The sequence below is a fragment of the Photorhabdus hindustanensis genome, assembly GCF_002968995.1.
In the GTDB taxonomy this organism is placed as follows: domain Bacteria; phylum Pseudomonadota; class Gammaproteobacteria; order Enterobacterales; family Enterobacteriaceae; genus Photorhabdus; species Photorhabdus akhurstii.
Map to the genome: position 1 here is coordinate 1 of NZ_PUWT01000080.1, position 23,947 is coordinate 23,947.

The following is a 23,947-nucleotide window of genomic DNA, read 5'->3' on the forward strand; positions in this document are numbered from 1 at the left end:
AAATTTATAGTCACAGAAAACAAGGGAATTGTATTGGCATGGAACAAAAGGCCGTCTCAAATTAACGACAATTGGTTCTCTGAATTACCATCATCTCAATATGAAATTGTAGCTATTGTCGATTTAGAAGATATGGACTGGAAAGAAACTCTCGTTGAAATATGAGTGTAATTAGAGAAGGCTTGATTATGTTAACTTGCTCAATGAAAGATTTTAAATACACGTCGGATGATTGGTATTTTGATAATTCACCTAGAATGACAATAGCTTATTTAGATTGTGGATTATTCTTTATTAAAATATCAGCCATTAAAAGTAACAATTCACTGATAAATAATTGGTTTTCAATATACATAACTGATCAGGATGGATGGAGTGAAATTAAATTTGATATTACAGAAGCTAACATTGAAAGAGCGCAGAAAATCATTGATGCCGCTGAAAAATGTAGACTATTAAATAATGAGTTAACTGATTTAATATGGGATTAAAAATGAAAATAACTGATTTGAAATTTAATCTAGATGAATGACCAAGTTCTAGAAAACGGACGCCGGGCAATAGCAAGGGAATGCTTAAGCGAGCTGACATCTCTCAGTAAATACGATGATAAAGCCGTCACAGCAATACTCGATAAATATACACCCAAGTTTAAATTAATTATGTCTGAGCATCAGAAGAAAAAAGCCAGTCCGAAAAACTGGCTTTCTCAGTATGTGAGAAATTTGCAAAAGGAATGTAAGAATGGATAGATACCCCCTGACATTTAACGAAGCGTGCGACTTTGTTGGTGTATCACCACCGACATTAAGAAACTGGATTCGAACTGGCAGGTTGATAGCAGCAAGAAAAGACCCATCAAAACAACAATCACCTTATCTCATCACGAGGCAAAATTGTATTGCCGCACTAAATAATCCGATCAACACTATAAAAGTGAGCGCGGTTGACGCTAAGGAAGGTAACAAATGTCAATATTCCGCAGAAACAAGACCTGGTACGCCGACATCACGATCCCAGGCGGCAAGAGAATTAAGCAGTCTCTTGGCACAGAGGACAAGCGGCAAGCGCAGGAATTGCATGACAAACTGAGGGCTGATTTGTGGAGGGTAGATAAACTCGGTGATTATCCTGATGTCACGTTTGAAGAGGCTTGTATCAGATGGCTTGAAGAGAAGGCTGACAAGAAGTCAATAGACAAAGATAAGAGCATGATAGAGTTTTGGCTAATCCACTTCTCTGGGGTGATCATAAAAAATATCACAGCAGAGAAGATATATTCCGCAGTAGCAAAAATGGAGAATCGAAAACATCTGGAAAATTGGCAATCAAAGTGTGAAGCAAATAAAAGAAAGGGTAAAGATATTCCCACTTACACCCCAAAACCAGCGGCAAAGGCCACAAAAGGGTTGCACTTGGCGCTTATAAAATCGCTACTCAGGGCAGCAGAGAGAGAGTGGAAATGGATAGATAGGGCACCAATAATCAAAACCAGTCAGCCGAAAAATGGGCGAATACGATGGATCGAGCATCACGAAGCCAAAAGACTTATAGATGAATGCCATGAGCCGTTAAAATCTGTCGTTAAGTTTGCATTAACAACGGGATTGAGAAGGTCAAATATCATCAATTTGGAATGGCAGCAAATCGATATGCAACGAAAAGTAGCTTGGATATACCCTGAGGATAGTAAATCAGGAAAAGCTATTGGAGTAGCTCTAAACGACACGGCGTGCCAAGTGCTGCGTAACCAGATAGGAAATCATCACAAATGGGTGTTCGTGCACAAAAAATCTGCAATAAGAAATGATGGAACGAAGACACCAGCAGTTAGAAAGATGCGGGTTGATGATAACACTGCATGGAATTCTGCGTTAAAGCGAGCTGGGATAGAAAATTTCAGATTCCACGACTTGCGACATACTTGGGCCAGTTGGTTGGTTCAGGCGGGTGTTCCGTTATCAATTCTACAAGAGATGGGGGGATGGGAGTCGATCGAAATGGTGAGGCGCTATGCTCATTTAGCGCCCAACCATTTAACTGAACACGCAAGGCAAATAGATGTGATTTTTGACAGCCACGTCCCATCTACGTCCCAAGCGATTATATCAGGTCAAGTAAACAGCATGTAACTTGTTGATAAATCTGGTGGCCCCTACTGGACTTGAACCAGTGACCAAGCGATTATGAGTCGCCTGCTCTGACCAACTGAGCTAAGGGGCCGTTGGATGGAAGGGATTATACGTACAGTTTTGCTCGCGGTCTAGCTTTGTAAATTCGTATGATCATTTTATGTGCAAAATTGCGTTTTTAGTAAGTAGTGAAAACGGGGAGTGATATATGTCAGTTGTTTTTATAGCCTATTTAACGTTTTTATCCGTCACTGGATTAATTTTTCAGAAGCGATTTTGCGTCATCTGGTCATATTATTATTCCGATAAAAAGCTATTCTATACGTGATTATTTTAATGATAACTATGTCCCTTTCATTCCTCTTTAATCACCAAATGGAAAACGACTTTTTTATCTATCGATTGGAGAGAGTGTTAATTGAGTTATATCAGAGAACTTGTGATGATATTTCTGCGTAAATATCATATTGTCAGAGGATTTAAAAAGTGTCTCCGATATAAAAGACAAAAGCGTCTACCGAAGCAGACGCTTTTTAGTCAGAATGAATAAAATTTGTAATTATTCATCAAGGAAGCTACGCAGAACTTCAGAACGGCTTGGATGACGCAGTTTACGTAGTGCTTTCGCTTCGATCTGGCGGATACGTTCACGGGTAACGTCGAACTGTTTGCCGACTTCTTCCAACGTGTGGTCAGTATTCATATCAATACCAAAACGCATACGCAGTACTTTTGCTTCACGCGCGGTCAAACCCGCTAAAACATCATGGGTTGCTGAACGCAGGCTTTCTGAGGTTGCAGAATCCAGCGGCAGTTCCAGTGTTGTATCTTCAATGAAATCACCTAAATGTGAATCTTCATCATCACCAATTGGCGTTTCCATTGAGATAGGTTCTTTGGCAATTTTCAGTACTTTACGGATCTTGTCTTCCGGCATCAACATTCGTTCTGCCAGCTCTTCCGGCGTTGGCTCACGTCCCATTTCCTGCAACATTTGACGGGAAATTCGATTGAGTTTGTTGATTGTCTCAATCATATGAACGGGTATACGAATGGTACGAGCTTGGTCAGCAATTGAACGTGTAATTGCCTGACGTATCCACCATGTGGCGTAAGTTGAGAACTTATAACCACGACGATATTCAAATTTATCAACCGCTTTCATCAGGCCAATGTTGCCTTCTTGAATTAGATCCAAGAATTGCAGGCCACGGTTGGTGTATTTTTTGGCAATTGAAATAACCAAACGTAAGTTGGCTTCAACCATCTCTTTTTTCGCTCGGCGAGCTTTTGCTTCACCGATGGACATACGACGGTTGATATCTTTTACCTGTTCAATGGTTAAACCAGTTTCTTCCTCAATTTGACGAAGTTTTTGCAGGCTGCGCTGTACTTCTTCTTCCACCTCAAGTAGTTTTTCAGACCAGGGTTTGTTCATTGCTTTTGCAGCAGTAAACCAAATGTCGCTGGTTTCATTACCGGAGAACAAAGTGATGAAGTTCTTCTTCGGCATTTTGCACTGTTCAACACACATTTTCATGATTTGGCGCTCTTGAAGACGAACACGATCCATCATAGAACGCATGTTGTTGACCAGATAGTCAAACTGTTTTGGCACCAGACGGAACTGTTTGAAAACTTCTGAAAGTTTTAAAATTTCGGCCGCAGTATTTGGATGGTTGCGACCATTATCCTTAATTTCCTGACGGGTAATATCATACTGTTGTCGCAGTTCTTGGAATTTCTGGCGCGCTAATTCTGGATCGATGCTGTTGTCATCATCACCATCGCTATCGTCATCACTGTCTTCATCATCGTCGTCTTCATCATCATCAAGTTCTTCCTGTGGGAGCTCAGAACCAACGTGAGTAGCAGTGGGCGCAAGGTCTTCTTCTGCGTTTGGGTCAACGAAACCGGTAATGAGATCTGACAGGCGAGCCTCACCTGCTTCCACACGGTCATATTGTTCCAGTAAATAGGTGATTGCTTCTGGGTATTCAGCAACGGAGCACTGTACCTGATTGATGCCATCTTCAATGCGTTTAGCAATGTCAATTTCACCTTCCCGGGTCAATAGCTCAACGGTACCCATTTCACGCATGTACATACGTACTGGGTCGGTGGTGCGACCGATTTCAGATTCAACACTAGACAGGACTTGCGCAGCAGCTTCCACAGCGTCTTCATCTGTGTCGTTAGCGGTTTCTGCTAGCATCAGATCATCGGCATCAGGTGCTTCTTCCATTACCTGAATGCCCATGTCATTGATCATCTGGATGATATCTTCGATCTGATCGGAATCGACGATATCTTCCGGCAGATGGTCATTGACCTCAGCATAGGTCAGATAGCCTTGCTCCTTACCACGGGTGACAAGTAGCTTTAGCTGTGACTGCGGGTTTTGCTCCATAAGACGGTATCCACACTTCAGAGTATTTGGGTTGGTGTCGGTCGGCGAAACTAATCTGCCAACAATAACTTTTAAGGGCGTTTTCGTTATATTGCCGCTGCCCACTTATAGCGGCAAAATGTAGGGTTATTTCCCTACCAAATGCGGCACTTAAGCCGTGAATTCAGTGTTTACTTTCTGGCACGGGATTCATTAATCAAACGAACTTCTTCGCGCTCTTCCGGTGTCAGACCTTCAGTTCTTGCCCTGGCGATAAGAATGTCTAAACGTTCTTCTAACGCTGAATCAACGAGATGATCCAATGCGTCACGAAATGTATTTTCTGCTATTTCTTCTACTTGTATATCGTTCCATGTAGCTAATTTTTCAAGTTGTTTACTAAATTTATTATCACGATATTGTTCTAGCAGTTGTCCAGTTGTTAGCCCTGGCTGAGTAAGACAAACCTCCACAAGCTCCATAAATAATGGTAAGCCTGCGATTTTGGCCTGCATAATTCCCTGTAGGGGAACTAAAGCGGCTAAGTGTGGGTTCTGTACCAACAGTCCTATAAGTATACGCATAGTTGTCGGTTTTAGCTGCGGCATCTGATAATTATTCCCACTTTCCAGACGCTGCGGTAATAAACGTTCCAACTGTACTGCATCAGGAATGCCTATCATATTGCCAAGTTCTTGTCTCATATAGAGACGCAAAGTTTCCCCAGGAATTTGGTTAATCAATGGTACAGAAAGTGAACTGAGTTTTGTTTTCCCTTCAGGGCTACTCAGGTCAACTTGTGGCAGTAATGATTCAAACAGAAATTCAGACAATGTATGAGATTGTTCCATTCTTTGTTCAAATGCTTTCCGGCCTTCTTTACGGACTAGTGAATCAGGATCTTCGCCATCAGGCAAAAACATAAAACGTAACTGCCTACCATCATTCAGATAAGGTAGCGCTGTTTCCAATGCTCGCCATGCCGCATCACGCCCGGCTCTGTCGCCATCGTAACAGCAGATGACGTTATCAGTAGCGCGAAAAAGTAATTGAATATGTTCCGATGTAGTGGAAGTACCTAGTGAGGCAACAGCATAATCAATACCAAACTGCGCCAGTGCTACCACATCCATATAACCTTCAACCACTAATAACCGTGAAAGATCACTGTAATTTTGTTGTGCTTCATAGAGACCGTATAGCTGACGGCCTTTATGGAAAATTTCAGTTTCTGGTGAGTTAAGGTATTTTGGGAGTGCATCTCCCAGAACACGCCCACCAAATGCAATCACGCGCCCTCTGCGGTCACGGATTGGAAACATTATTCGTTCGCGAAAGCGGTCATAGGTACGGCCATTATCATTTGCGACCAGCATTCCGGCGTCATTTAACTGTTTATGCTCTTCTGCATTATGAGCAAACCGTTTCAAGGTGTTATCCCAACCTGCGGGAGCGAAACCAATCGAGAAACGGTGGATAATTTCTTCACTAAGCCCACGCTGAGCCAGATATTGCCGGGCTTGTTGTGCTGCGGGAGTGTTTAATACATTTTGATAGAAGCTGTTAAGCTTATCCATCAGTTGATAAAGGTTTTGTCTTTGGTGACGTTCTATCTGACTGCTACTGGAACCTGCTTCATAAGGGACTTCCAGACCATGCATAGCAGCTAATTCTTCGATGGATTCGACAAACTCAAGTCTATCGTAATTCATCAGAAAATCGATGGCGTTGCCGTGAGCTCCGCAACCAAAGCAATGATAAAACTGTTTATCGCCATTAACAGTAAACGAGGGTGTCTTTTCGTTATGAAATGGACAGCACGCGTGGTGATTTTTACCCTGTTTTTTAAGTGGCACACGAACATCGATCAGATCGATGATATCGGTACGAGCTAATAAATCATTGATAAATACGCGCGGAATTCGTCCAGCCATAAGCCCTTTTACGCCTGTTGATGAACGACAATAAGCCGCGCTCCCTTTCGGAAAGCACGGCCTTTATCTGCAACTACTGTTGTCTGCAAATTCAATCACTATGCGGATCAACCGCAAGGATTAGTACAGACGAGTGCGGCGTGCGTTTTCACGAGCCAGCTTTTTAGCGTGACGTTTTACAGCAGAAGCTTTAGCGCGTTTACGTTCAGTCGTTGGTTTTTCATAGAATTCACGACGGCGAACTTCTGCTAATACACCTGCTTTTTCGCAGGAACGCTTAAAGCGACGCAATGCTACGTCGAATGGCTCGTTTTCACGTACTTTAATTACCGGCATGTGCCTCTCACCTCAATAGAAATCGGTCTTGCTGGCGTGGGATGCCAGCCATCTTAAAATGGTGCGGAATTTTACTTCAATGAACACGGCTTTGTAAAGCGCCGCCGCAAATTGAAACAATAACATTACGACGGTGATCTGCAAATCAGTTCCGTAATATTGACGATAACCACACAGGAGTTTTACGTAGAGGGCTGATTATAGACTAAGCAGCAAAAATAGTCAGCATGTAAGCCGCGCAAATTATCTTATTAATGATAAACTGGCTCTCTTCTGTGGAATATAGGTAGTGTAATGCGAGTTTTAGGTATAGAAACGTCTTGCGATGAAACCGGAATCGCAATTTATGACGACAAAGCCGGTTTATTGGCAAATCAATTATACAGTCAGATTAAACTGCATGCTGATTACGGTGGTGTCGTGCCTGAATTGGCTTCACGTGACCATATCCGCAAAACAGTACCTTTGATTCAAGCTGCTTTGAAAGAGGCAGGATTAACCCGTAAAGATATTGATGCGGTGGCTTATACGGCAGGTCCTGGTCTGGTTGGCGCGTTGTTGGTAGGGGCGACGATTGGCCGTTCTCTGGCGTTTGCTTGGGATGTTCCTGCGATTCCTGTTCATCATATGGAAGGGCATTTGCTTGCCCCGATGCTGGAAGATAACAGCCCTGAATTCCCGTTTGTGGCTTTGCTGGTGTCTGGTGGTCATACACAGCTCATTAGTGTAACGGGTATTGGTAAGTATGAGCTGCTTGGTGAATCAATAGATGATGCCGCTGGTGAAGCGTTTGATAAAACAGCTAAGTTATTGGGATTGGATTATCCAGGGGGGCCGATACTCTCCAGGATGGCTCAGAAAGGGGAAACTGGGCGTTTTGTATTTCCTCGTCCGATGACAGATCGTCCTGGGCTGGATTTCAGTTTTTCGGGATTGAAAACTTTTGCTGCTAATACTATTCATAGCAACAGCGATGATGAGCAGACTAGAGCGGATATTGCCCGCGCTTTTGAAGATGCGGTAGTTGATACATTAGCGATTAAATGTAAAAGAGCGCTTGAGCAGACTGGATTCAAGCGACTGGTAATGGCAGGTGGTGTCAGCGCCAATCGTACATTGCGCACCAAGATGGAAGAGGTCATGGCAAAATTGGGTGGCGAAGTATTTTATGCGCGTCCTGAATTCTGTACAGATAACGGTGCTATGATTGCGCTTGCCGGTATGATCCGTCTAAAAGGAGAGGTGAGTGATTCACTTGGTGTGACAGTCAAGGCCCGCTGGCCGCTGTCGGAATTACCAGCATTATAAATCTTCTTGATATAATGAAAATAAAAGACCAGTAACTCAATAAGTTGCTGGTTTTTATCCGGTTCTGTTGTTGATCTTCTTTATCTTTGCTCTTTTTCTGTTTGGTTTTTTTCTTTTTCGGTCATCTCTTTTTTCTTTTTGAACTTGTTCCAAATACGACTTTCTTGGCCGCGCCACAGACGCTGGATATTATCATGGTGACGTAGTAACACCAGACAGCAGAGCATGGCGACGGGGAAAGTAAATTCAGGTTTAAACCACCAGACATAGAACGGTGCTATCAAGGCGCTAATAATTGCCCCTAAAGAGGAATAGCCGCTTAGTAATATAGTCAACAACCAGGTACCCATCATCAAACCTGTTAGATCCCAACCGATTACCGCGATAGCGCCAAAAGCGGTTGCGACACCCTTACCGCCTTTGAATTGGAAAAAGACCGGGTAAATATGACCGAGACAAGCCGCGATTGCTGTAATTCCTAAATAGAAAGGGGGAACATAGAGTTGATGAGCCAACCAGACGGGGATCATCCCTTTCAGAACATCACAAATTAGTACTATTGCCGCGGTACTGCGGCCGCCAATTCGCAGTACATTTGTCGCGCCTGGGTTGCCTGAACCGTGTTGACGAGGATCAGGTAACCCAGCCAGCCGACAAATAAGTATTGCGCTGGAGATTGAACCGCAAAGATACGCGAAGATGATCATGCCAAGCGCGATAGCACTCATAATGTCTCCCCAATAATAATGGTCGTTTTCTTAGTCTAGTCATGGATAATACGCATATTTAGTCGGAAGTGGTATCCGACAAATTGAAAAACAGGAAAATGACGTGATGGATATCGTATTTATTGAAGAGTTAGTTGTGATTACCACAATTGGTGTTTACGACTGGGAACAGACCATTAAACAGAAGTTAGTGTTCGATATCGAAATGGGATGGGATAATAAACGCGCATCTTCCAGTGATGATGTCGAATATTGTTTGGATTATGCCAAAGTTAGCGAAGCGATCATCAATCATGTAGAAAATCAGAATTTTGCTCTGGTTGAAAGAGTGGCTGAAGAGATAGCGGATCTGCTGTTAAAACGTTTTAATTCGCCGTGGATACGGATAAAAGTCAGTAAACCGGGCGCTGTTGCGCAGGCCCGTCAAGTTGGTGTTATTATTGAAAGAAAAAAATAATCTGATCAGTAGTGAATTCGGCTGCCATATTATTGTCATTGTTCTTACATAGACTGACATGCAGTGATGCCAGGCTTGATAATTATGTCAATTGATTAATGACAATGGGAATAATGGTAGCTGAGTTTATTCCATGCTACTTGTTTCGGATATTTATTAATGGGCGACTTCTCTATATGACTGACCTTTCTACCTTGTTTCATGCAGCTATTCTTGGTGTTGTTGAAGGGCTAACTGAATTTCTTCCTGTTTCCTCTACCGGCCATATGATTATCGTTGGCCATATGTTGGGATTTACTGGCGATAAAGCTGAAACATTTGAAGTTATTATCCAGCTTGGATCTATCCTTGCTGTGGTAGTGGTGTTTTGGCGTCGCTTGTTTGGGCTCATTGGTATCCACTTTGGTGAAGTTTCCCACGAAGGTAAAACCAATGGCAAACTGAAACTGAGTCATATTATTTTAGCAATGCTACCTGCGGTCACGCTTGGGTTGCTGTTCCATGATGTCATCAAATCGCTGTTTAACCCACAAAGCGTGATGTACGCCTTGGTTATTGGTGGTGTGTTGCTGATTACAGCAGAAATCTTGAAACCTAAAACACCGAGAGCAGAAGGGCTGGATGATATTACTTATCGTCAGGCTTTTATGATTGGTTGCTTCCAGTGCTTAGCGTTGTGGCCGGGATTTTCTCGTTCAGGCGCGACAATTTCTGGAGGAATGCTGATGGGGGTTAATCGTTATACTGCATCAGAGTTCTCGTTTATTCTGGCTGTACCGATGATGATGGGGGCAAGTGGATTAGATTTATATAAGAGCCTACACTTTTTGAGCGCTTCTGATATCCCAATGTTTGCTGTCGGTTTTATTACTGCATTTGTTGTTGCGTTAGTCGCCATTAAAACGTTTCTGGCATTGATTAAACGTATATCTTTTATCCCATTTGCTATCTACCGCTTTATTGTGGCAGCCGCTGTCTACTGGGTATTTATGTAACGAATAGTTCCCCTGATATCAATTCGAAGATTGCCTAATGTTTGATATCAGGGGATGTTTTAGGTAACAGTATTACCTTGAACAGCATTGTTTTGAACAGTATTGTCTCGTTGTTTCCATTCTGCCAATGCGTGCTGACGTTGACGTCGTAGCTCATGACCAATGTCCGCGCCACGTAACCCGCTGTCTACAATGTTTTTCACTTGAACCTGGCAGGCAACTTTGAATGCCTGTTGCAGATAATCGCCTTGCGGATATGGCGTATCTTCAAAACCGGTACGACCTCGTGCATCGGCTTCACTGATGATAATCAATTGCTCTATTCGCTGAGGCTTACGCCATGCATCAATGGCATCAAACAATTTAAGTAATGTTTTTGGCCGCAATTGGGCAACGGTATGCACTAAATCATGATATTGAGCAGCTAATTTTGCCAAATCACGGGCAGAATTAGGAACGCGCAGACGTTGGCATAATTGATCAACTAACTTAACGCCTGCTGGCCCATGTCCATAATGGTGAGGCCACTGTTCTGGCGGAGTCAGCCCTTTACCAAGATCATGGCATAGAGCAGCAAAACGGCTATCGACTTCATCTGTTAATTCAGTCGCTACTTTCAGCACCATTAACGTATGAATACCGGTATCAATCTCAGGATGCCACTTCTCTGGTGCGGGAACGCCAAACAAATTATCGATTTCAGGAAACAACACCGCCAATGCGCCACAATCACGTAAAACCTGAAAAAAGACCTGAGGGGAATGGGTAATAAGGGCTTTTTCGGTCTCTTTCCAGACACGTTCCGGTGTGAGTGCTGATAGCTCGCCGTTAATTGCCATATTTGACATTAACGCCTGTGTTTCTGGGGCGATGGTAAACCCTAAGTGGGCGAAACGAGCGGCAAAACGAGCCACTCGTAATACCCTTAGTGGATCTTCAAAGAAAGCATCAGAAACATGGCGTAAGATACGATTGTTTAAATCATCAACACCATGATAAGGATCGACAAGTTCACCCGTGGATGTTTGAGCAATCGCATTAATTGTCAGATCACGGCGCTGTAAATCGTCTTCCAGTGTGACATCCGGCGCAGCATAACAAGTAAAACCGGTATATCCTTGGCCGGATTTTCTCTCGGTGCGTGCCAGTGCATACTCTTCGTGGGTTTTGGGATGCAGGAACACCGGAAAATCTTTGCCAACTTGCTGATATCCCTGGGATAGCAGTTCTTCTGGCGTTCCACCCACAACAACCCAATCCCGCTCATTTACAGGAAAATTTAGCAGGCGATCACGTACTGCGCCGCCAACCAGATAGACTCTCACCTAATATGTTCCTTAATCAACTCATCCAACGGTCATTACGCTTACGGCGTGGGAGCATATGTGGCAGTAATAATCCAAAGATTAAACCAGCGCCTGCAACGCCACCGCCGTACATAAACCATTGCAGAATGATATTGCGTTGTTTGTCATCAAGTTGCAGATTTGCAGCATCGAGCTTTTTTTCTGCTACCGTCAGTTTGTTTTTCAACTTCTCATTCTCTTTTTTCAACTCTGCAAGAATGTTACTGCTATTGGCAACCTTCAGTTGCATATCGGCAGTGCGTTGATTCCAGTTATTGTCTATATTGGCTAACTTATCCGTCAATGTTTTCACTTCTTGTTCTAACTCCGGCAGGCGGGTACGTAAGCTGGGTTTATTACTAAGCTGGTTAACGGGTAGCCAGACAAGACGGCCTTTATCATCTTTCACTTGAGCGTAATTACTCTCCCGATTGATGCTTATCAACGTGACTGCGTCACCGGCATTTAGTGTACCGGCTATACGGTATTGGTTACCCGGCCCGGCGTGTGTGTAGGTAGATAACTCATCAGATACATAGCGCTTTTCTTCCGCGTGGGTAGTCAGCGAAAAGCTTAGGCTCAATAGCGCCGTAAGAAGTAAAGGTAATTTTCGCATTGTGATTTCAACTGTTCTTTATCTATGGTGAGTTTAGAATTTGATAGTAAAGAGTTAAGTTTGCTAGAGCAATCGGTAAACCAAAATGACACTTTTCTAATCGATTGAATACAGGGCTTGTTGTCTGTTGAACGAAACATTTCCTGTTAATTACTATCATAACTTGCAGGAAAGAGAAATTTTAATTTTCTTCTTACTCATCGTGGAAAAAAGCGAAATCAAGGTAAGATGAAGGGCAAAGATTGTCATCAATGGTGCAGATATGAGTGTAGAAATTGAATTAAAACTTATCGCCAGACCACAAGCTATTCCTGCAATTCGTCAGCAGTTACTGTTATTTCCTCATGACTATTTTTCTCCCCAAAAGTTAACCAATATCTATTTCGAGACGTCGGATAACCAACTGCGCGGTCTTGATATGGGATTGCGGATCCGTGGTTTTGATGACCAGTATGAGATGACGATCAAAACAGCCGGTAAGGTGGTTGGCGGGTTGCATCAGCGACCGGAATATAATGTGCCATTGGTAAAGCCGGAACTGGCATTGACTCTGTTTCCACGGCACATCTGGCCTGACAACTGTGATGTGGAAGCGTTGCAATCCCGCTTGAATGCGTTATTCAGTACTGACTTTATGCGGGAGAAGTGGGTGGTGACTTATGGACAAAGTGAGATTGAAGTGGTGCTCGATCAGGGGGAAATTATTGCAGCAGACCGTAAGGAGCCAATGTGTGAGTTTGAACTGGAGTTAAAGCAAGGAACTATAGCCGATGTATTAACATTGGCGGTTGAGTTGGCAAAATCAAACGGCTTGCGGCAAGGAAATAAAAGTAAAGCAGCTCGTGGTTATCAGTTAGCTCAGGGAAAACCAAAGGCAGTCTTGCTTTCAACTCAGGTAGAAATTGATATGCAGCAGTCATTATCTTCGGTACTTACATCAATATTAGCCCATTGGCAGGAACAAGAGGAACGTTGGTTGGCTGGTTTATCGGATGGTCGGGATGGTTTAAAGCAAGTACTGACTTTGATTCAGCAAATGATCAAATATTCTAGTGAGCCGAAACAGTTGAATAACCAATTAGTTGCTATCAACCAGAAATTATTGGATACGGAAACAGAAGCTGAAACGCTATGTTATAGCTCGTTCTATTTGCAATGTAAGTTGGCACTGACTATGTGGTCAATAAATCTATGTGGTTAATAAATCTCTCCGCTTAAATAAAGGAATTCTTTATGTTGCCACTTTCAACCCCGCTTCTGGCTCAGTTACAGCGTGTGACGGAACATTTTCAACAATTAACGTTAAGTGTTGAGCCTTTTTCTGTTCATGAGCTGGCGGTATTGTCACTGAGTGATTTTGTTGTTGAGAATCTGCAAGCTCATCCTGAATGGTTAGCTGAGATCCGCCAACATCCACCTGGAGCGCAGGAGTGGCATCAATATGCTGAATGGCTGCAACAGTTACTCGCATCAGTAGAGGATGAAAATACCCTTATGCGGGTTTTACGTCAGTTTCGTAACAAGATACTGGTGAGAATAGCTTGGTTGCAGGCACTGCATAGCATTACGACTCAGGAGACGCTGCAACAACTCAGTATGTTGGCTGAAACGTTGATTATTGCGGCTCGTGACTGGTTATATCAGCGTTGTTGCCAGGATTGGGGAACCCCTTGTAATGAACAGGGAGAGCCACAACCACTGTTAATTCTCGGTATGGGAAAACTCGGCGGTGGCGAGCTGAACTTCTCTTCTGATATTGATTTGATTTTTGTCTATCCTGAAAACGGTCTTACCCAAGGCGGCCGTCGTGAAATGGATAACGCTCAGTTTTTTACCCGTTTGGGGCAGCGTCTTATCAAAGTGCTCGATCAGCAAACTGTGGATGGTTTTGTGTATCGGGTGGATATGCGTTTGCGTCCATTCGGTGATAGTGGCCCATTGGTATTCAGTTTTGTTGCGCTGGAGGATTACTATCAAGAGCAGGGACGTGATTGGGAACGTTATGCGATGGTGAAGGCGCGGATTATGGGTTCTGGAGACCAAGGGTATGGTGAAGAATTACGCAGGATGCTAAGACCGTTTGTCTTTCGCCGTTACATTGATTTCAGTGTGATTCAATCTCTGAGAAATATGAAAGGCATGATTGAACGGGAAGTGCGTCGCCGTGGCTTGAAAGACAATATCAAACTAGGCGCTGGTGGTATTCGTGAAATTGAATTTATCGCCCAGGTGTTCCAGCTTATTCGTGGTGGGCGTGAACTGTGTTTGCAATCTCAGGCGTTGTTGCCAACTCTTCAAATATTAGCGCAGTTGGCGATTTTGCAACCATTGCAGGTGAAACAACTTACTGACGGTTACCTCTTTTTGCGGCGGTTAGAAAATCTTTTACAGTCAATTAACGATCAACAAACCCAGACTCTGCCAGAAGATGAATTGAATTGTGCACGACTGACGTGGGGCATGGGATTTGAAAATTGGGAAGCTCTGACAATTGAATTGAACAGTCAGATGGGGGCTGTTCGGGCTATTTTTACGCAATTAATTGGCGATGACAGTGATAATTGTGAAGAGGAACTTGGTCATGTGCCATTTAAAAGTCTGTGGCTGGAAAATCTCGAAAAAGAAGAGTTGATCATACTAGCTCCGCATTTGGATGAAGCGATTGCACAACAGATATTGCATATCATTTCTGTGTTCCGTCATGATGTGGGCAAAAGAACCATTGGCCCGCGTGGGCGTGATGTGCTTGACCATCTGATGCCACGTTTGTTGGCAAAAGTTTGTTTGCGACAAGATGCCAATATCGTGCTAGAGCGGGTTATTCCGTTGTTATTAAGTATTGTCAGCCGTACAACTTACCTGGAACTGATACTTGAATCGGAAGCTGTATTAACACATGTTATCCGGTTGTGTGCTGCTTCACCGATGATTGCGACTCAGCTTGCCAGTCACCCATTGTTGCTGGATGAACTGCTTGATCCACAATTCCTGTATCAACCTTTGCCATTGAATGCTTACAAAGATGAATTGCGGCAATATTTGTTGCGGATACCTGAGGATGATGAAGAGCAGCAACTAGAGGCGCTCCGCCAGTTTAAGCAAGCGCAATTATTGAGGATTGCGGCGGAGGATATCACTGGCGTGTTGCCGGTGATGAAAGTCAGTGATCATCTCACTTATTTGGCAGAAGCGATTATTGAAGCAGTCGTTCAACAGGCGTGGGGACAAATGGCAAAACGTTATGGTGTTCCATCACATTTGAGTCAGCGGCAAGGTCTGGGATTTGCTGTGATTGGTTATGGCAAATTGGGTGGTTGGGAGTTGGGTTACAGTTCTGATCTTGATTTAGTTTTCCTGCTTGATTGCCCGGTGGATGTGATGACCGATGGCGATCGATCGATTGATGCCCGGCAATTTTATTTGCGTCTTGCCCAACGAATTATGCACTTGTTCAGCGCTCGAACCTCCTCTGGCGTGTTGTATGACGTGGATGTCCGCCTGCGTCCTTCCGGGGAATCAGGCATGTTAGTCAGTACCATCGGCGCATTTGCAGATTATCAGCAGAATCAAGCGTGGACTTGGGAACATCAGGCGTTGGTACGTGCCCGTATGGTATTTGGTGATGAAAACTTGCACCGGGATTTTGAACGGATACGCCATCAGACGTTATGTACGCGACGAGAATCCGCTTTGTTGCGTCAGCAGGTAAGGGAAATGCGGGAAAAGATGCATAAACATTTAGGTAGTCACCATTCAGATCAATTTGATATTAAAGCTGATCCGGGGGGGATCACCGATATCGAATTTATCGCTCAATATTTGGTGCTTCGTTATGCTGCTGAAAATGAGCGTTTGGTGCGTTGGTCGGATAATGTACGGATTTTCCAATTAATGGCGGCTTATGAAATTATGGATGAAGATGAGGCAGCCGCATTAACACAGGCTTACGTTTCTATGCGTGATGAACTACATCATTTGGCGTTACAGACGCTTTCCAGTCGAGTATCAACCCATTGTTTCAGTGAGCAACAAGAGCGGGTACGTCGTAGTTGGCAACAGTGGTTAGGTGAACAATAACAGTTTGGTGTAGGGATTTTACGGTCGTATGATAATATTTGGCACCAATTTGATATCTAATATTTGGAGCAAGGATTGAAAATGACACTCCCGGATTTTCACTGCGCAGAGGTTTTAGTCGTCGGTGATGTTATGTTAGATCGCTACTGGTATGGGCCGACTAGCCGGATTTCGCCGGAAGCGCCGGTGCCTGTAGTAAAAGTAAATACTATTGAGGAACGTCCGGGAGGCGCAGCTAACGTTGCTATGAATATTGCGGCTCTTGGGGCAAATTCACATTTAATCGGTTTGACTGGGATTGATGACGCAGCACATGCACTGAATGAGAAACTGCGCAGTGTTAAGGTGCGCTGTGATTTTGTTTCTGTTCCGACACATCCGACAATTACCAAACTGAGGGTACTTTCCCGTAACCAGCAGTTAATTCGCTTAGATTTTGAAGAAGGTTTCGATAATGTCGATGCGCAGCCGATGTTTGAGCGCATTGAACAGGCGTTGCCCCATATTGGAGCACTAGTTTTATCTGACTACGCCAAAGGTGCGCTGAGTCAGGTTCATGACATGATCAAATTGGCAAACGCTGCCAAAGTCCCGGTGTTGATCGATCCGAAAGGTAATGATTTTGAACGTTATCGTGGTGCAACTTTACTCACGCCAAATCTGTCTGAATTTGAAGCGGTGGTGGGTCACTGCAAAGATGACAATGAATTAGTTGAGAAGGGAACTCAATTGGTTCGGGATTTGGATCTCCAGGCATTACTGATTACCCGTTCTGAACAGGGGATGAGTTTATTGAGTGTTGATCAACCGCCATTACATTTGCCTACGCAGGCGCAAGAAGTGTTTGATGTCACTGGTGCCGGTGATACGGTTATTGGTGTGTTGGCAACGGCGATTGCGGCTGGAAAGCCACTGAATGAAGCCTGTTTCCTGGCGAATGCTGCTGCGGGTGTTGTTGTTGGCAAACTGGGTACATCGACTGTTTCGCCGATTGAACTGGAGAATGCTATCCGTGGCCGTGCTGAAACGGGTTTTGGTGTGATGACCGAAGTTCAGCTTAAACAGGCTGTCGCTGATGCTCGCCAACGTGGTGAAAGGATTGTGATGACTAATGGCTGCTTTGATATTCTGCATGCGGGTCATGTCTCTTATCTGGAGAATGCCCGTAAACTGGGTGATCGGTTAATTGTTGCTGTTAACAGTGATGCATCGACTAAACGGCTGAAAGGTGAAAGCCGTCCTGTTAATCCACTAGAACAACGAATGATTGTGTTATCTGCTCTGGGCGCTGTGGATTGGGTTGTGCCATTTGAAGAAGATACACCACAGCGATTGATTGCGGATGTTTTGCCGGATGTATTGGTAAAAGGGGGAGATTATAAACCGGAAGAAATTGCTGGCAGTAAAGAAGTTTGGGCTGCGGGCGGAGAAGTCAAAGTGCTGAACTTTGAAGATGGTATTTCAACAACCAATATCATCAAGGCGATTAAAGATCAGTAAATAATGCTTTAGCTTGTCATTGAAAACAGCTAGAAGATATTACTGTATTAAGCGCTGTAGATTATTTATTTGACTATACCCGTCATCTTTCAAGCTGCCTCTTTGTTGGCTGCACTCACTCACCCCGGTCACATAGTTCTCTATGCTCCCGGGGATTCGCTCCCTTGCCGTCGTGATGCATCTTGAAATCCATAGGGTATATATTATTTGAATGAAAGCCGGGTAAGAGATGAAATCTTCCCGGTTATTTTTTTTATTTAATTTGTGTTTATTGAATGATATTTAACCATAAATAAATGGATATTTGTAATATCAGGTACGAGTAATTTAATTAACGACATAAACATTATCAAAATATTATAATAACAATTCAAATTAACGTGATTTTATTATCTAGATTGGTGGAGGATTAATCTGATGAAATGTGATGTAACAGATATTTTTTTTATCTTTGTGGCATAAAATGCTGGTCACATAACGTTGGCTTATTCATAATGATTTCTGATGTAAATGATTTTTTAATGAAATATGTTATCTATAACCTTTACATTTTAAAGTTAGTAGATAAACGGATAAATTTTTTACGCAGGAATAAGTTTTTATGCAAGGTAAGTTGATTTTATCTTCAATTTGTTTAGCTTCGGCAATATTAGCAGGGTGTGCAACTGAATCTTCTAATACCGTTCAAGTACAAAAAGTTAATTCTTACAATACCGTATATCAAGGGGTTCGTAGCCCAATTGCGATAGGTAAGTTTGAAAACCGTTCCAGTTATCAAAATGGGATTTTCTCTGATGGCGTTGATCGCCTCGGTAATCAATCTAAAACGATTTTAATTTCGCACTTACAGCAGACTGGACGCTTTACGGTGCTGGAACGCACCAATATGGCGGAACTGAAAGCGGAAGCAGGTTTACAAGGTAAATCGCAGAAGTTGAAAGGTGCTGCTTATGTTATTACCGGTGATGTGACTGAATTTGGCCGTAAAGAAGTGGGTGATCATCAGTTATGGGGATTGTTAGGGCGCGGTAAGTCACAGGTGGCTTATTCTAAAGTCACGCTGAATGTCGTGAATGTAGAAACTTCCGAAGTGGTTTTTTCTGTAGCGGGAGCAGGAGAATATAAATTATCCAACCGTGAAATTATCGGTTTCGGTGGCACTGCCAGCTATGATTCCACGCTGAATGGTAAAGTATTGGATCTGGCTATTCGTGAAGCGGTAAACCGTCTGGTTGAAAGCATTGAAACCGGTGCATGGAAGCCATCTAATTAATAAATATAGGGATATATGTTCATGATATTAATGAAAAAAGCGGGCTTATTGCTGGCAGCTATGGCTTTAGCGGGTTGTGCCACGCAGCCAAAAACAATTTATGAGTGGGATAAATACCAACCTACAATTTATCAGTATTATCAACAGGATAAGATAGGGTTTGAAGAGCAGTTACAGGCTTTGCAGCAGGTAATTGAAAGAGCGAAAGCCAAAGATAAGCCTGTACCACCTGGTCTGCATGCACAGATGGGGCTGCTTTATAGCAAAACAGGTCGTGTTTCAGAAGCGTTCCATCAGTTTGAAATAGAGAAAAAATTGTTTCCTGAGTCAGCGCCATTTATGGACTTTTTATTAAGTAAAAATAAAGGAACTATGCAATGAACCGTATTCTCGTCGCGTTAAGTCTACTGGCGGCATTTGTGCTGACAGGGTGTAGTAAATCTGTTCCTTATGATTACACTGCATTTAAAGAAAGCAAACCGAAATCCATTCTGGTTCTGCCGGCGGTAAACAAATCTGTGGAAGTTAAAGCAGGGCACAGCCTAATTTCTCATGTGACATATCCATTGGCGGAATCTGGCTATTATGTCTTTCCGGTTGCTGTTGTGGAAGAGACATTTCAGCAAAATGGTGTGACAGCCGCACAGGATGTTCAGAATATCAGTTACAAAAAATTGCATGATATTTTCGGTGCAGATTCTGCGCTCTATTTGGATATTGAGGAATATGGTACGCAATATCAGATTATCAACAGCGATACTCGTGTAACGGCTTCCGCGAAGTTGGTGGATTTGCGTAGTGGCAAGCAACTGTGGCATGGTCGAGCAATGGCTTCATCAACTGAAAATCAAAACAATTCGAATAGTCTTGTTGGTATGTTGGTGTCTGCCGTAGTTTCACAAATCGCTGATACCATTATGGATAGAGGTCATGAAATCGCTGGCATTACAAGTAACCGCTTACTGACAGCCGGTGGTAGTCACAGTTTGCTGTATGGTCCACGTTCTGAGCATTACGGTAAAGAAAACCAGCAGCATTAATCTCTAATAATAATGAGCAGATATCACATTCTGCTCATTATCACGGTTGTTTTTATGTATAGTAATAATTATTCTTCTTTTGCCATGTTATCAGCAGATGGGGTATTTTTATTTTCAAACTTCGCTTCCAATTCACTTAAACGCTGTTCCATTGCGGTCAATTTTTCACGGGTACGTAACAGAACCTGAGTTTGAATATCAAATTCTTCACGATTCACTAAATCAAGCTTGCCAAGTTGGGATTGCAAAATCATCCGTAATTTTTTCTCTACATCACCACCGAACTCTTTAACCCCCTTTGGTAAAGAATCCTGGATCTGGCGGGCAATTTGTTCAATTTTTTTGGGATCGAGCATGATGCATCCTTTTTATGACATAAATAATTTCTGGATAGTGTAATACCAGATAGTAAAACCACAAGCCATTGTGAGCCAGGTTTCACATTTGATTTTGTTGATTGCCGTCGGCAAATATTAGCGTTATAGTTCACTAGCTTATCTCAGGGCGGGGTGAAAGTCCCCACCGGCGGTAACATTAGGCTATCTTATGGATGGTATAGTGAAGCCCGCGAGCGCTCCGTTTGTAGTTATCTTTATGATAAAGCGGAGGTCAGCAGATCCAGTGTAACTCTGGAGCCGACGGTGATAGTCCGGATGGGAGAGAATAACGGTATCTGTCGGGCTTTGTGCTCGTCTGTTGTTCCGGCTATGGTATTCACACCTGATATTAATAATATTAATGTTACGGCGTGATGTTATAGCGAGAACTCCTCAAGACCGCCCTGATTCTGGTAATCCATAAATTTTAATGAGGTTTCTTTACCATGAATCAGACGCTACTTTCTGAATATGGCACATCATCAGAACGTGTTGAACACGCCATTAACGCTTTGCGTGATGGAAGGGGGGTGATGGTGCTGGATAATGAAGATCGTGAAAATGAAGGTGATATTATCTTTGCGGCCGAAACAATGACCGTAGGGCAAATGGCACTGACTATCCGTCATGGCAGTGGCATTGTCTGCTTATGCCTGACAGAAGAGCGCCGCCAGCAATTGCAATTGCCCATGATGGTAGAAAATAACTCTAGCCCGTTCCAGACTGCATTCACCGTAACTATTGAGGCCGCTCAGGGAGTGACGACGGGGGTTTCTGCGGCTGACCGTATCACGACTATTCGTGCAGCGATTGCAGATAATGCCAAACCCAGTGATTTGAACCGTCCGGGACATGTTTTTCCACTACGCGCTCAACTTGGTGGAGTGCTGGTTCGTCAGGGGCATACTGAGGCAGCAATTGATTTAGTCAGCTTGGCTGGTTTTAAACCGGCAGGTGTATTGTGCGAATTAACCAATGATGACGGTTCAATGGCGCGTACTCCTGAGGTAGTGCAATTTGCGAAACTGCATAATATGCCGGTAGTCACTATTGAAGATCTGGTAATTTATCGCCAGGCAATGGAACAAAAAGCAAGCTGAGTCGTAATTGTCTGATAAACGGACGAAATATCAGTTATAACCTACATGTTCTCTAAAGTCACAGTTTACGCAAGCTGTGACTTTTCAATTTTTTTGAAAAACTTCATCACCGTTAGCCCACTGTTTTGCTTATCTGAAAGGCGTAACCTGTCCGCAAGTATTAAAATTACCTATATTTGGTGTGAGAGGTCATTATGAATATTTCCAGAATGCCGGCACTGTTTATTGGTCATGGCAGTCCAATGAATGTACTGGGAGAAAATCGCTATACCAATGTGTGGCGTGAACTTGGTGAAAGACTGCCTGTACCCAGAGCGATTTTGGCGATTTCTGCTCATTGGTATACCAATGGCACAGCGGTAACCGCCATGAGTCAACCGAGGACTATTCATGATTTTCGTGGCTTTCCACAGGAATTGTATGAAATTCAGTATCCGGCTAAAGGCTCGCCTGAATTGGCTGCTTTAGTGCAAGAGATGCTGGAACCTGTGGAAGTTTATGCTGATCATCATCAATGGGGGTTGGATCATGGGACTTGGGGAATTCTGGTTAAGATGTATCCTCAGGCCAATATTCCAGTCATTCAACTGAGTATAGATGATACCAAACCAGCGACGTACCACTATGAATTAGGGAAAAAGCTGGCTGCTTTACGAGATGAAGGTGTTTTAATCTTGGGGAGTGGTAATGTGGTACACAATCTTCGTACCATGAAGAGGCAGGAACCTGATGCTGAACCATATCCCTGGGCAGAATCATTTAACCATTATGTGCGTGATAACCTTACCAGTTATGAGCAACCTTATCCTTTGATTCATGCACTGGACAGGGAAGAGGGGCAGTTATCCAATCCATCTCCTGAACACTTTTTACCGTTGCTGTATATCATGGGAACGTGGGATAGGAAAGAAGCGGTTTCCATTCCTGTAGATGGTCTTGAGTCTGGTTCGCTGGGTATGTTGTCTGTGCAGGTTGGTTGAATAGTTAACTTCTGTGGCTTTCATATTGATTGAAAGCCCTTTCTCCTTTTGTTAGGATGACCGACGGCGAGATCATCGCCACCTTGTCTGCGGAAAGGGCTGCGCCCATGATCATTGAAACGATATGCTGTATGGCTTTCCCTTTTCTGTCTGATTAGCGGACACAGACTTTAGAAAAGGGCTGTGATCATGACTCAACCCAGAGCTTCGTCTTTATTTTCCCCTTCACCATTTAGAATTACTCTTGAGCAGCAGCGTAAGCGGGCAAAAGAGTTGCGTAATGCATTGCGACAATCATTTCCTGAAGCAATTGAGCGTTTTCGTCGCCATTATCCGCATTTAACGCAAGATGAATTGGTTCAACAGCACAATCGATTGAGTGATGCTCAGTGGATAATTGCCCGTGAACTGGGACTTCCGAGTTGGTCTAAATTGAAAGCCCATGTGACAGCGATGGAACAGGCCCGAATAGCGATCCAAACACAGGGCTTAACACCAGATCATGAACTTTCGACGCTACATATTCGTTGCGGATCTGATATCCAGAACAATCTTACTCTGGCAGGCTTTCGCGGAGACTTTTTGGCCTACAGTGATCCATTCTGCCAAGGGCCGGTAGTGTCAGATAAGAGTTGGTTATCGAAACGGGTAAAATTTCTTTCTGAACATTATGTTGCACGGATTGGTGTCAATCAGAATCAACTTATTTATCAGCGTGAACAGGAAGAGCAAATTTTGTTATCTGCTTCTGCCAAATATCAGCGCGTCGTACTGTGGTTTGAGCATGATAGCTATGACCAATTGACTCTCGCCCGATGCTTGGCGCATTTTAATAGATATCCTGCGTCATTACTGGAGATGGTGACAGTCAATCATTACCCTGGCAGCAGGCGGTTTATTGGGCTTGGGCAGTTGCCTGAGGAATCATTGCTTCTGTTGTGGCAGAATCGCCAGCCAGTTACGGCTATTCAGTGTCAATTGGGGAGCGAAGTTTGGGAGCAGTTTCGTTCAGATAATCCTTCTTGGATTCACATAATAAGTGCAACATCGTTAATCCGGAAGTAAACATGTTCGTATTCCTTTAAATAATTCATTCGGTGTTTTCCCTCCCCGTGTTTTTCGGGGGCGATTATTTAATCGGTTTACCACAAAATTTATTTCCTGATCAGAGACTTCATTAAAATCAGTTCCCTTTGGAAAGTATTGTCTGATTAGTCCATTGATATTCTCATTTATCCCTCTTTCCCAAGGCGAGTAAGGGTGAGCAAAATAAATTTGGGTTTCTAATTTTTTACTCATGATTTCATGCTCTGCGAACTCCAAACCGTTATCGAATGTGATGGTCTTAACCCTTTGTTT

Annotated in this window: 24 protein-coding genes, 1 tRNA gene and 1 riboswitch; of the genes, 16 read left to right on the plus strand and 9 right to left on the minus strand. The window is 43.4% G+C overall.

Annotated features, from left to right (window positions below):
- The first annotated feature begins 161 nt into the window (after positions 1 to 161).
- Genes C6H66_RS22435 through C6H66_RS22450 form a run of 4 tightly spaced genes read left to right on the plus strand, consistent with a single transcriptional unit; the run spans position 162 to position 2,132 of the window.
- Positions 162 to 491 carry a hypothetical protein gene (locus C6H66_RS22435; RefSeq protein WP_105396780.1) on the plus strand — a complete coding sequence of 110 codons (330 nt, stop codon included), beginning with the start codon at positions 162 to 164 and terminating at the stop codon, positions 489 to 491.
- 33 nt (positions 492 to 524) lie between these two features.
- The gene (locus tag C6H66_RS22440; protein ID WP_105396781.1) at positions 525 to 752 is read left to right on the plus strand and encodes a hypothetical protein; all 228 of its coding nucleotides are present in this window, start codon (positions 525 to 527) and stop codon (positions 750 to 752) included.
- Positions 745 to 1,092 (plus strand): helix-turn-helix domain-containing protein, encoded by a 348-nt coding sequence (locus tag C6H66_RS27075; protein ID WP_146111103.1) that lies wholly within the window; start codon positions 745 to 747, stop codon positions 1,090 to 1,092. Before C6H66_RS22440 ends, C6H66_RS27075 begins: the two co-directional genes overlap by 8 nt.
- Positions 975 to 2,132: a site-specific integrase gene (locus C6H66_RS22450; RefSeq protein ID WP_248000785.1), complete on the plus strand. Its 1,158-nt coding sequence runs from the start codon at positions 975 to 977 to the stop codon at positions 2,130 to 2,132. Before C6H66_RS27075 ends, C6H66_RS22450 begins: the two co-directional genes overlap by 118 nt.
- 14 nt (positions 2,133 to 2,146) lie before the next feature.
- Here the strand turns inward: C6H66_RS22450 and C6H66_RS22455 are convergent.
- The 4 genes from C6H66_RS22455 to rpsU form a co-directional block, all read right to left on the minus strand.
- A tRNA-Ile gene (locus C6H66_RS22455) sits at positions 2,147 to 2,223 on the minus strand.
- Between the two features lie 468 nt (positions 2,224 to 2,691).
- On the minus strand, positions 2,692 to 4,542 hold the full coding sequence (rpoD, locus tag C6H66_RS22460) for an RNA polymerase sigma factor RpoD (protein WP_046396992.1): 1,851 nt from the start codon (positions 4,540 to 4,542) through the stop codon (positions 2,692 to 2,694).
- A 170-nt stretch (positions 4,543 to 4,712) separates the two neighbouring features.
- Positions 4,713 to 6,455 carry a DNA primase gene (gene dnaG, locus C6H66_RS22465; RefSeq protein ID WP_046396993.1) on the minus strand — a complete coding sequence of 581 codons (1,743 nt, stop codon included), beginning with the start codon at positions 6,453 to 6,455 and terminating at the stop codon, positions 4,713 to 4,715.
- Positions 6,456 to 6,575: 120 nt separating this feature from the next.
- Complete coding sequence (gene rpsU / locus C6H66_RS22470; RefSeq protein WP_001144069.1) at positions 6,576 to 6,791, minus strand: 30S ribosomal protein S21; 216 nt, start codon at positions 6,789 to 6,791, stop codon at positions 6,576 to 6,578.
- A 294-nt stretch (positions 6,792 to 7,085) separates the two neighbouring features.
- Between rpsU and tsaD the strand changes: the two genes are divergently transcribed.
- Positions 7,086 to 8,099, plus strand: coding sequence for a tRNA (adenosine(37)-N6)-threonylcarbamoyltransferase complex transferase subunit TsaD (gene tsaD / locus C6H66_RS22475; protein WP_105396783.1), 1,014 nt, complete (start codon positions 7,086 to 7,088; stop codon positions 8,097 to 8,099).
- 80 nt (positions 8,100 to 8,179) lie between these two features.
- Here tsaD and plsY read toward each other — a convergent pair whose 3' ends face one another.
- Positions 8,180 to 8,827: a glycerol-3-phosphate 1-O-acyltransferase PlsY gene (gene plsY / locus C6H66_RS22480; protein ID WP_105396784.1), complete on the minus strand. Its 648-nt coding sequence runs from the start codon at positions 8,825 to 8,827 to the stop codon at positions 8,180 to 8,182.
- 106 nt (positions 8,828 to 8,933) lie between these two features.
- Between plsY and folB the strand changes: the two genes are divergently transcribed.
- The gene (gene folB, locus C6H66_RS22485) at positions 8,934 to 9,284 is read left to right on the plus strand and encodes a bifunctional dihydroneopterin aldolase/7,8-dihydroneopterin epimerase (RefSeq protein WP_046396996.1); all 351 of its coding nucleotides are present in this window, start codon (positions 8,934 to 8,936) and stop codon (positions 9,282 to 9,284) included.
- A gap of 176 nt (positions 9,285 to 9,460) precedes the next feature.
- A complete protein-coding gene (bacA, locus tag C6H66_RS22490) occupies positions 9,461 to 10,279 on the plus strand; it encodes an undecaprenyl-diphosphate phosphatase (RefSeq protein WP_105396785.1) in 819 nt (272 codons plus the stop codon).
- 59 nt (positions 10,280 to 10,338) lie between these two features.
- Here bacA and C6H66_RS22495 read toward each other — a convergent pair whose 3' ends face one another.
- The gene (locus tag C6H66_RS22495; RefSeq protein ID WP_046396998.1) at positions 10,339 to 11,604 is read right to left on the minus strand and encodes a multifunctional CCA addition/repair protein; all 1,266 of its coding nucleotides are present in this window, start codon (positions 11,602 to 11,604) and stop codon (positions 10,339 to 10,341) included.
- A gap of 16 nt (positions 11,605 to 11,620) precedes the next feature.
- Positions 11,621 to 12,241: a TIGR04211 family SH3 domain-containing protein gene (locus C6H66_RS22500; RefSeq protein WP_105396786.1), complete on the minus strand. Its 621-nt coding sequence runs from the start codon at positions 12,239 to 12,241 to the stop codon at positions 11,621 to 11,623.
- Between the two features lie 262 nt (positions 12,242 to 12,503).
- Between C6H66_RS22500 and C6H66_RS22505 the strand changes: the two genes are divergently transcribed.
- The 6 genes from C6H66_RS22505 (at position 12,504) to C6H66_RS22530 (ending at position 20,131) form a co-directional block, all read left to right on the plus strand.
- Positions 12,504 to 13,442: a CYTH domain-containing protein gene (locus tag C6H66_RS22505; protein ID WP_105396787.1), complete on the plus strand. Its 939-nt coding sequence runs from the start codon at positions 12,504 to 12,506 to the stop codon at positions 13,440 to 13,442.
- A gap of 32 nt (positions 13,443 to 13,474) precedes the next feature.
- Positions 13,475 to 16,318, plus strand: coding sequence for a bifunctional [glutamate--ammonia ligase]-adenylyl-L-tyrosine phosphorylase/[glutamate--ammonia-ligase] adenylyltransferase (glnE, locus tag C6H66_RS22510; protein ID WP_105396788.1), 2,844 nt, complete (start codon positions 13,475 to 13,477; stop codon positions 16,316 to 16,318).
- 75 nt (positions 16,319 to 16,393) lie between these two features.
- Entirely contained in the window at positions 16,394 to 17,818 is a 1,425-nt protein-coding gene (gene hldE, locus C6H66_RS22515) for a bifunctional D-glycero-beta-D-manno-heptose-7-phosphate kinase/D-glycero-beta-D-manno-heptose 1-phosphate adenylyltransferase HldE (RefSeq protein ID WP_105396789.1), read from the plus strand.
- A 601-nt stretch (positions 17,819 to 18,419) separates the two neighbouring features.
- On the plus strand, positions 18,420 to 19,091 hold the full coding sequence (locus tag C6H66_RS22520) for a CsgG/HfaB family protein (protein WP_046397001.1): 672 nt from the start codon (positions 18,420 to 18,422) through the stop codon (positions 19,089 to 19,091).
- A gap of 21 nt (positions 19,092 to 19,112) precedes the next feature.
- Entirely contained in the window at positions 19,113 to 19,472 is a 360-nt protein-coding gene (locus C6H66_RS22525) for a DUF4810 domain-containing protein (RefSeq protein ID WP_036778319.1), read from the plus strand.
- Positions 19,469 to 20,131 (plus strand): DUF799 domain-containing protein, encoded by a 663-nt coding sequence (locus C6H66_RS22530; RefSeq protein ID WP_046397002.1) that lies wholly within the window; start codon positions 19,469 to 19,471, stop codon positions 20,129 to 20,131. The genes C6H66_RS22525 and C6H66_RS22530 overlap by 4 nt, the downstream gene beginning before the upstream one ends.
- A gap of 68 nt (positions 20,132 to 20,199) precedes the next feature.
- Here C6H66_RS22530 and ubiK read toward each other — a convergent pair whose 3' ends face one another.
- Positions 20,200 to 20,487 (minus strand): ubiquinone biosynthesis accessory factor UbiK, encoded by a 288-nt coding sequence (ubiK, locus tag C6H66_RS22535; protein WP_040148857.1) that lies wholly within the window; start codon positions 20,485 to 20,487, stop codon positions 20,200 to 20,202.
- Between the two features lie 136 nt (positions 20,488 to 20,623).
- Positions 20,624 to 20,800, plus strand: a riboswitch (FMN riboswitch).
- 154 nt (positions 20,801 to 20,954) lie between these two features.
- Here ubiK and ribB point away from each other — a divergent pair.
- The 3 genes from ribB (at position 20,955) to C6H66_RS22550 (ending at position 23,653) form a co-directional block, all read left to right on the plus strand.
- Positions 20,955 to 21,608 carry a 3,4-dihydroxy-2-butanone-4-phosphate synthase gene (ribB, locus tag C6H66_RS22540; RefSeq protein ID WP_105396790.1) on the plus strand — a complete coding sequence of 218 codons (654 nt, stop codon included), beginning with the start codon at positions 20,955 to 20,957 and terminating at the stop codon, positions 21,606 to 21,608.
- A gap of 194 nt (positions 21,609 to 21,802) precedes the next feature.
- A complete protein-coding gene (gene ygiD, locus C6H66_RS22545) occupies positions 21,803 to 22,588 on the plus strand; it encodes a 4,5-DOPA-extradiol-dioxygenase (protein WP_105396791.1) in 786 nt (261 codons plus the stop codon).
- A gap of 189 nt (positions 22,589 to 22,777) precedes the next feature.
- Positions 22,778 to 23,653: a DUF1835 domain-containing protein gene (locus C6H66_RS22550; RefSeq protein ID WP_105396792.1), complete on the plus strand. Its 876-nt coding sequence runs from the start codon at positions 22,778 to 22,780 to the stop codon at positions 23,651 to 23,653.
- Here C6H66_RS22550 and C6H66_RS22555 read toward each other — a convergent pair.
- A partial coding sequence (locus C6H66_RS22555) for an IS30 family transposase (protein ID WP_146111104.1) occupies positions 23,639 to 23,947 on the minus strand: 309 nt, incomplete at its 5' end. The genes C6H66_RS22550 and C6H66_RS22555 overlap by 15 nt on opposite strands.

Coding starts and splice junctions, on each gene's coding strand:
- bacA (WP_105396785.1), top strand. CDS start 9,461: ATGACTGACCTTTCTACCTTGTTTCATGCAGCTATTCTTGGTGTTGTT.
- ubiK (WP_040148857.1), bottom strand. CDS start 20,487: ATGCTCGATCCCAAAAAAATTGAACAAATTGCCCGCCAGATCCAGGAT.
- C6H66_RS22435 (WP_105396780.1), top strand. CDS start 162: ATGAGTGTAATTAGAGAAGGCTTGATTATGTTAACTTGCTCAATGAAA.
- dnaG (WP_046396993.1), bottom strand. CDS start 6,455: ATGGCTGGACGAATTCCGCGCGTATTTATCAATGATTTATTAGCTCGT.
- C6H66_RS27075 (WP_146111103.1), top strand. CDS start 745: ATGGATAGATACCCCCTGACATTTAACGAAGCGTGCGACTTTGTTGGT.
- C6H66_RS22500 (WP_105396786.1), bottom strand. CDS start 12,241: ATGCGAAAATTACCTTTACTTCTTACGGCGCTATTGAGCCTAAGCTTT.
- glnE (WP_105396788.1), top strand. CDS start 13,475: ATGTTGCCACTTTCAACCCCGCTTCTGGCTCAGTTACAGCGTGTGACG.
- C6H66_RS22505 (WP_105396787.1), top strand. CDS start 12,504: ATGAGTGTAGAAATTGAATTAAAACTTATCGCCAGACCACAAGCTATT.
- rpsU (WP_001144069.1), bottom strand. CDS start 6,791: ATGCCGGTAATTAAAGTACGTGAAAACGAGCCATTCGACGTAGCATTG.
- C6H66_RS22530 (WP_046397002.1), top strand. CDS start 19,469: ATGAACCGTATTCTCGTCGCGTTAAGTCTACTGGCGGCATTTGTGCTG.
- C6H66_RS22550 (WP_105396792.1), top strand. CDS start 22,778: ATGACTCAACCCAGAGCTTCGTCTTTATTTTCCCCTTCACCATTTAGA.
- rpoD (WP_046396992.1), bottom strand. CDS start 4,542: ATGGAGCAAAACCCGCAGTCACAGCTAAAGCTACTTGTCACCCGTGGT.
- folB (WP_046396996.1), top strand. CDS start 8,934: ATGGATATCGTATTTATTGAAGAGTTAGTTGTGATTACCACAATTGGT.
- C6H66_RS22520 (WP_046397001.1), top strand. CDS start 18,420: ATGCAAGGTAAGTTGATTTTATCTTCAATTTGTTTAGCTTCGGCAATA.
- plsY (WP_105396784.1), bottom strand. CDS start 8,827: ATGAGTGCTATCGCGCTTGGCATGATCATCTTCGCGTATCTTTGCGGT.
- ygiD (WP_105396791.1), top strand. CDS start 21,803: ATGAATATTTCCAGAATGCCGGCACTGTTTATTGGTCATGGCAGTCCA.
- C6H66_RS22440 (WP_105396781.1), top strand. CDS start 525: ATGAATGACCAAGTTCTAGAAAACGGACGCCGGGCAATAGCAAGGGAA.
- tsaD (WP_105396783.1), top strand. CDS start 7,086: ATGCGAGTTTTAGGTATAGAAACGTCTTGCGATGAAACCGGAATCGCA.
- ribB (WP_105396790.1), top strand. CDS start 20,955: ATGAATCAGACGCTACTTTCTGAATATGGCACATCATCAGAACGTGTT.
- C6H66_RS22525 (WP_036778319.1), top strand. CDS start 19,113: ATGATATTAATGAAAAAAGCGGGCTTATTGCTGGCAGCTATGGCTTTA.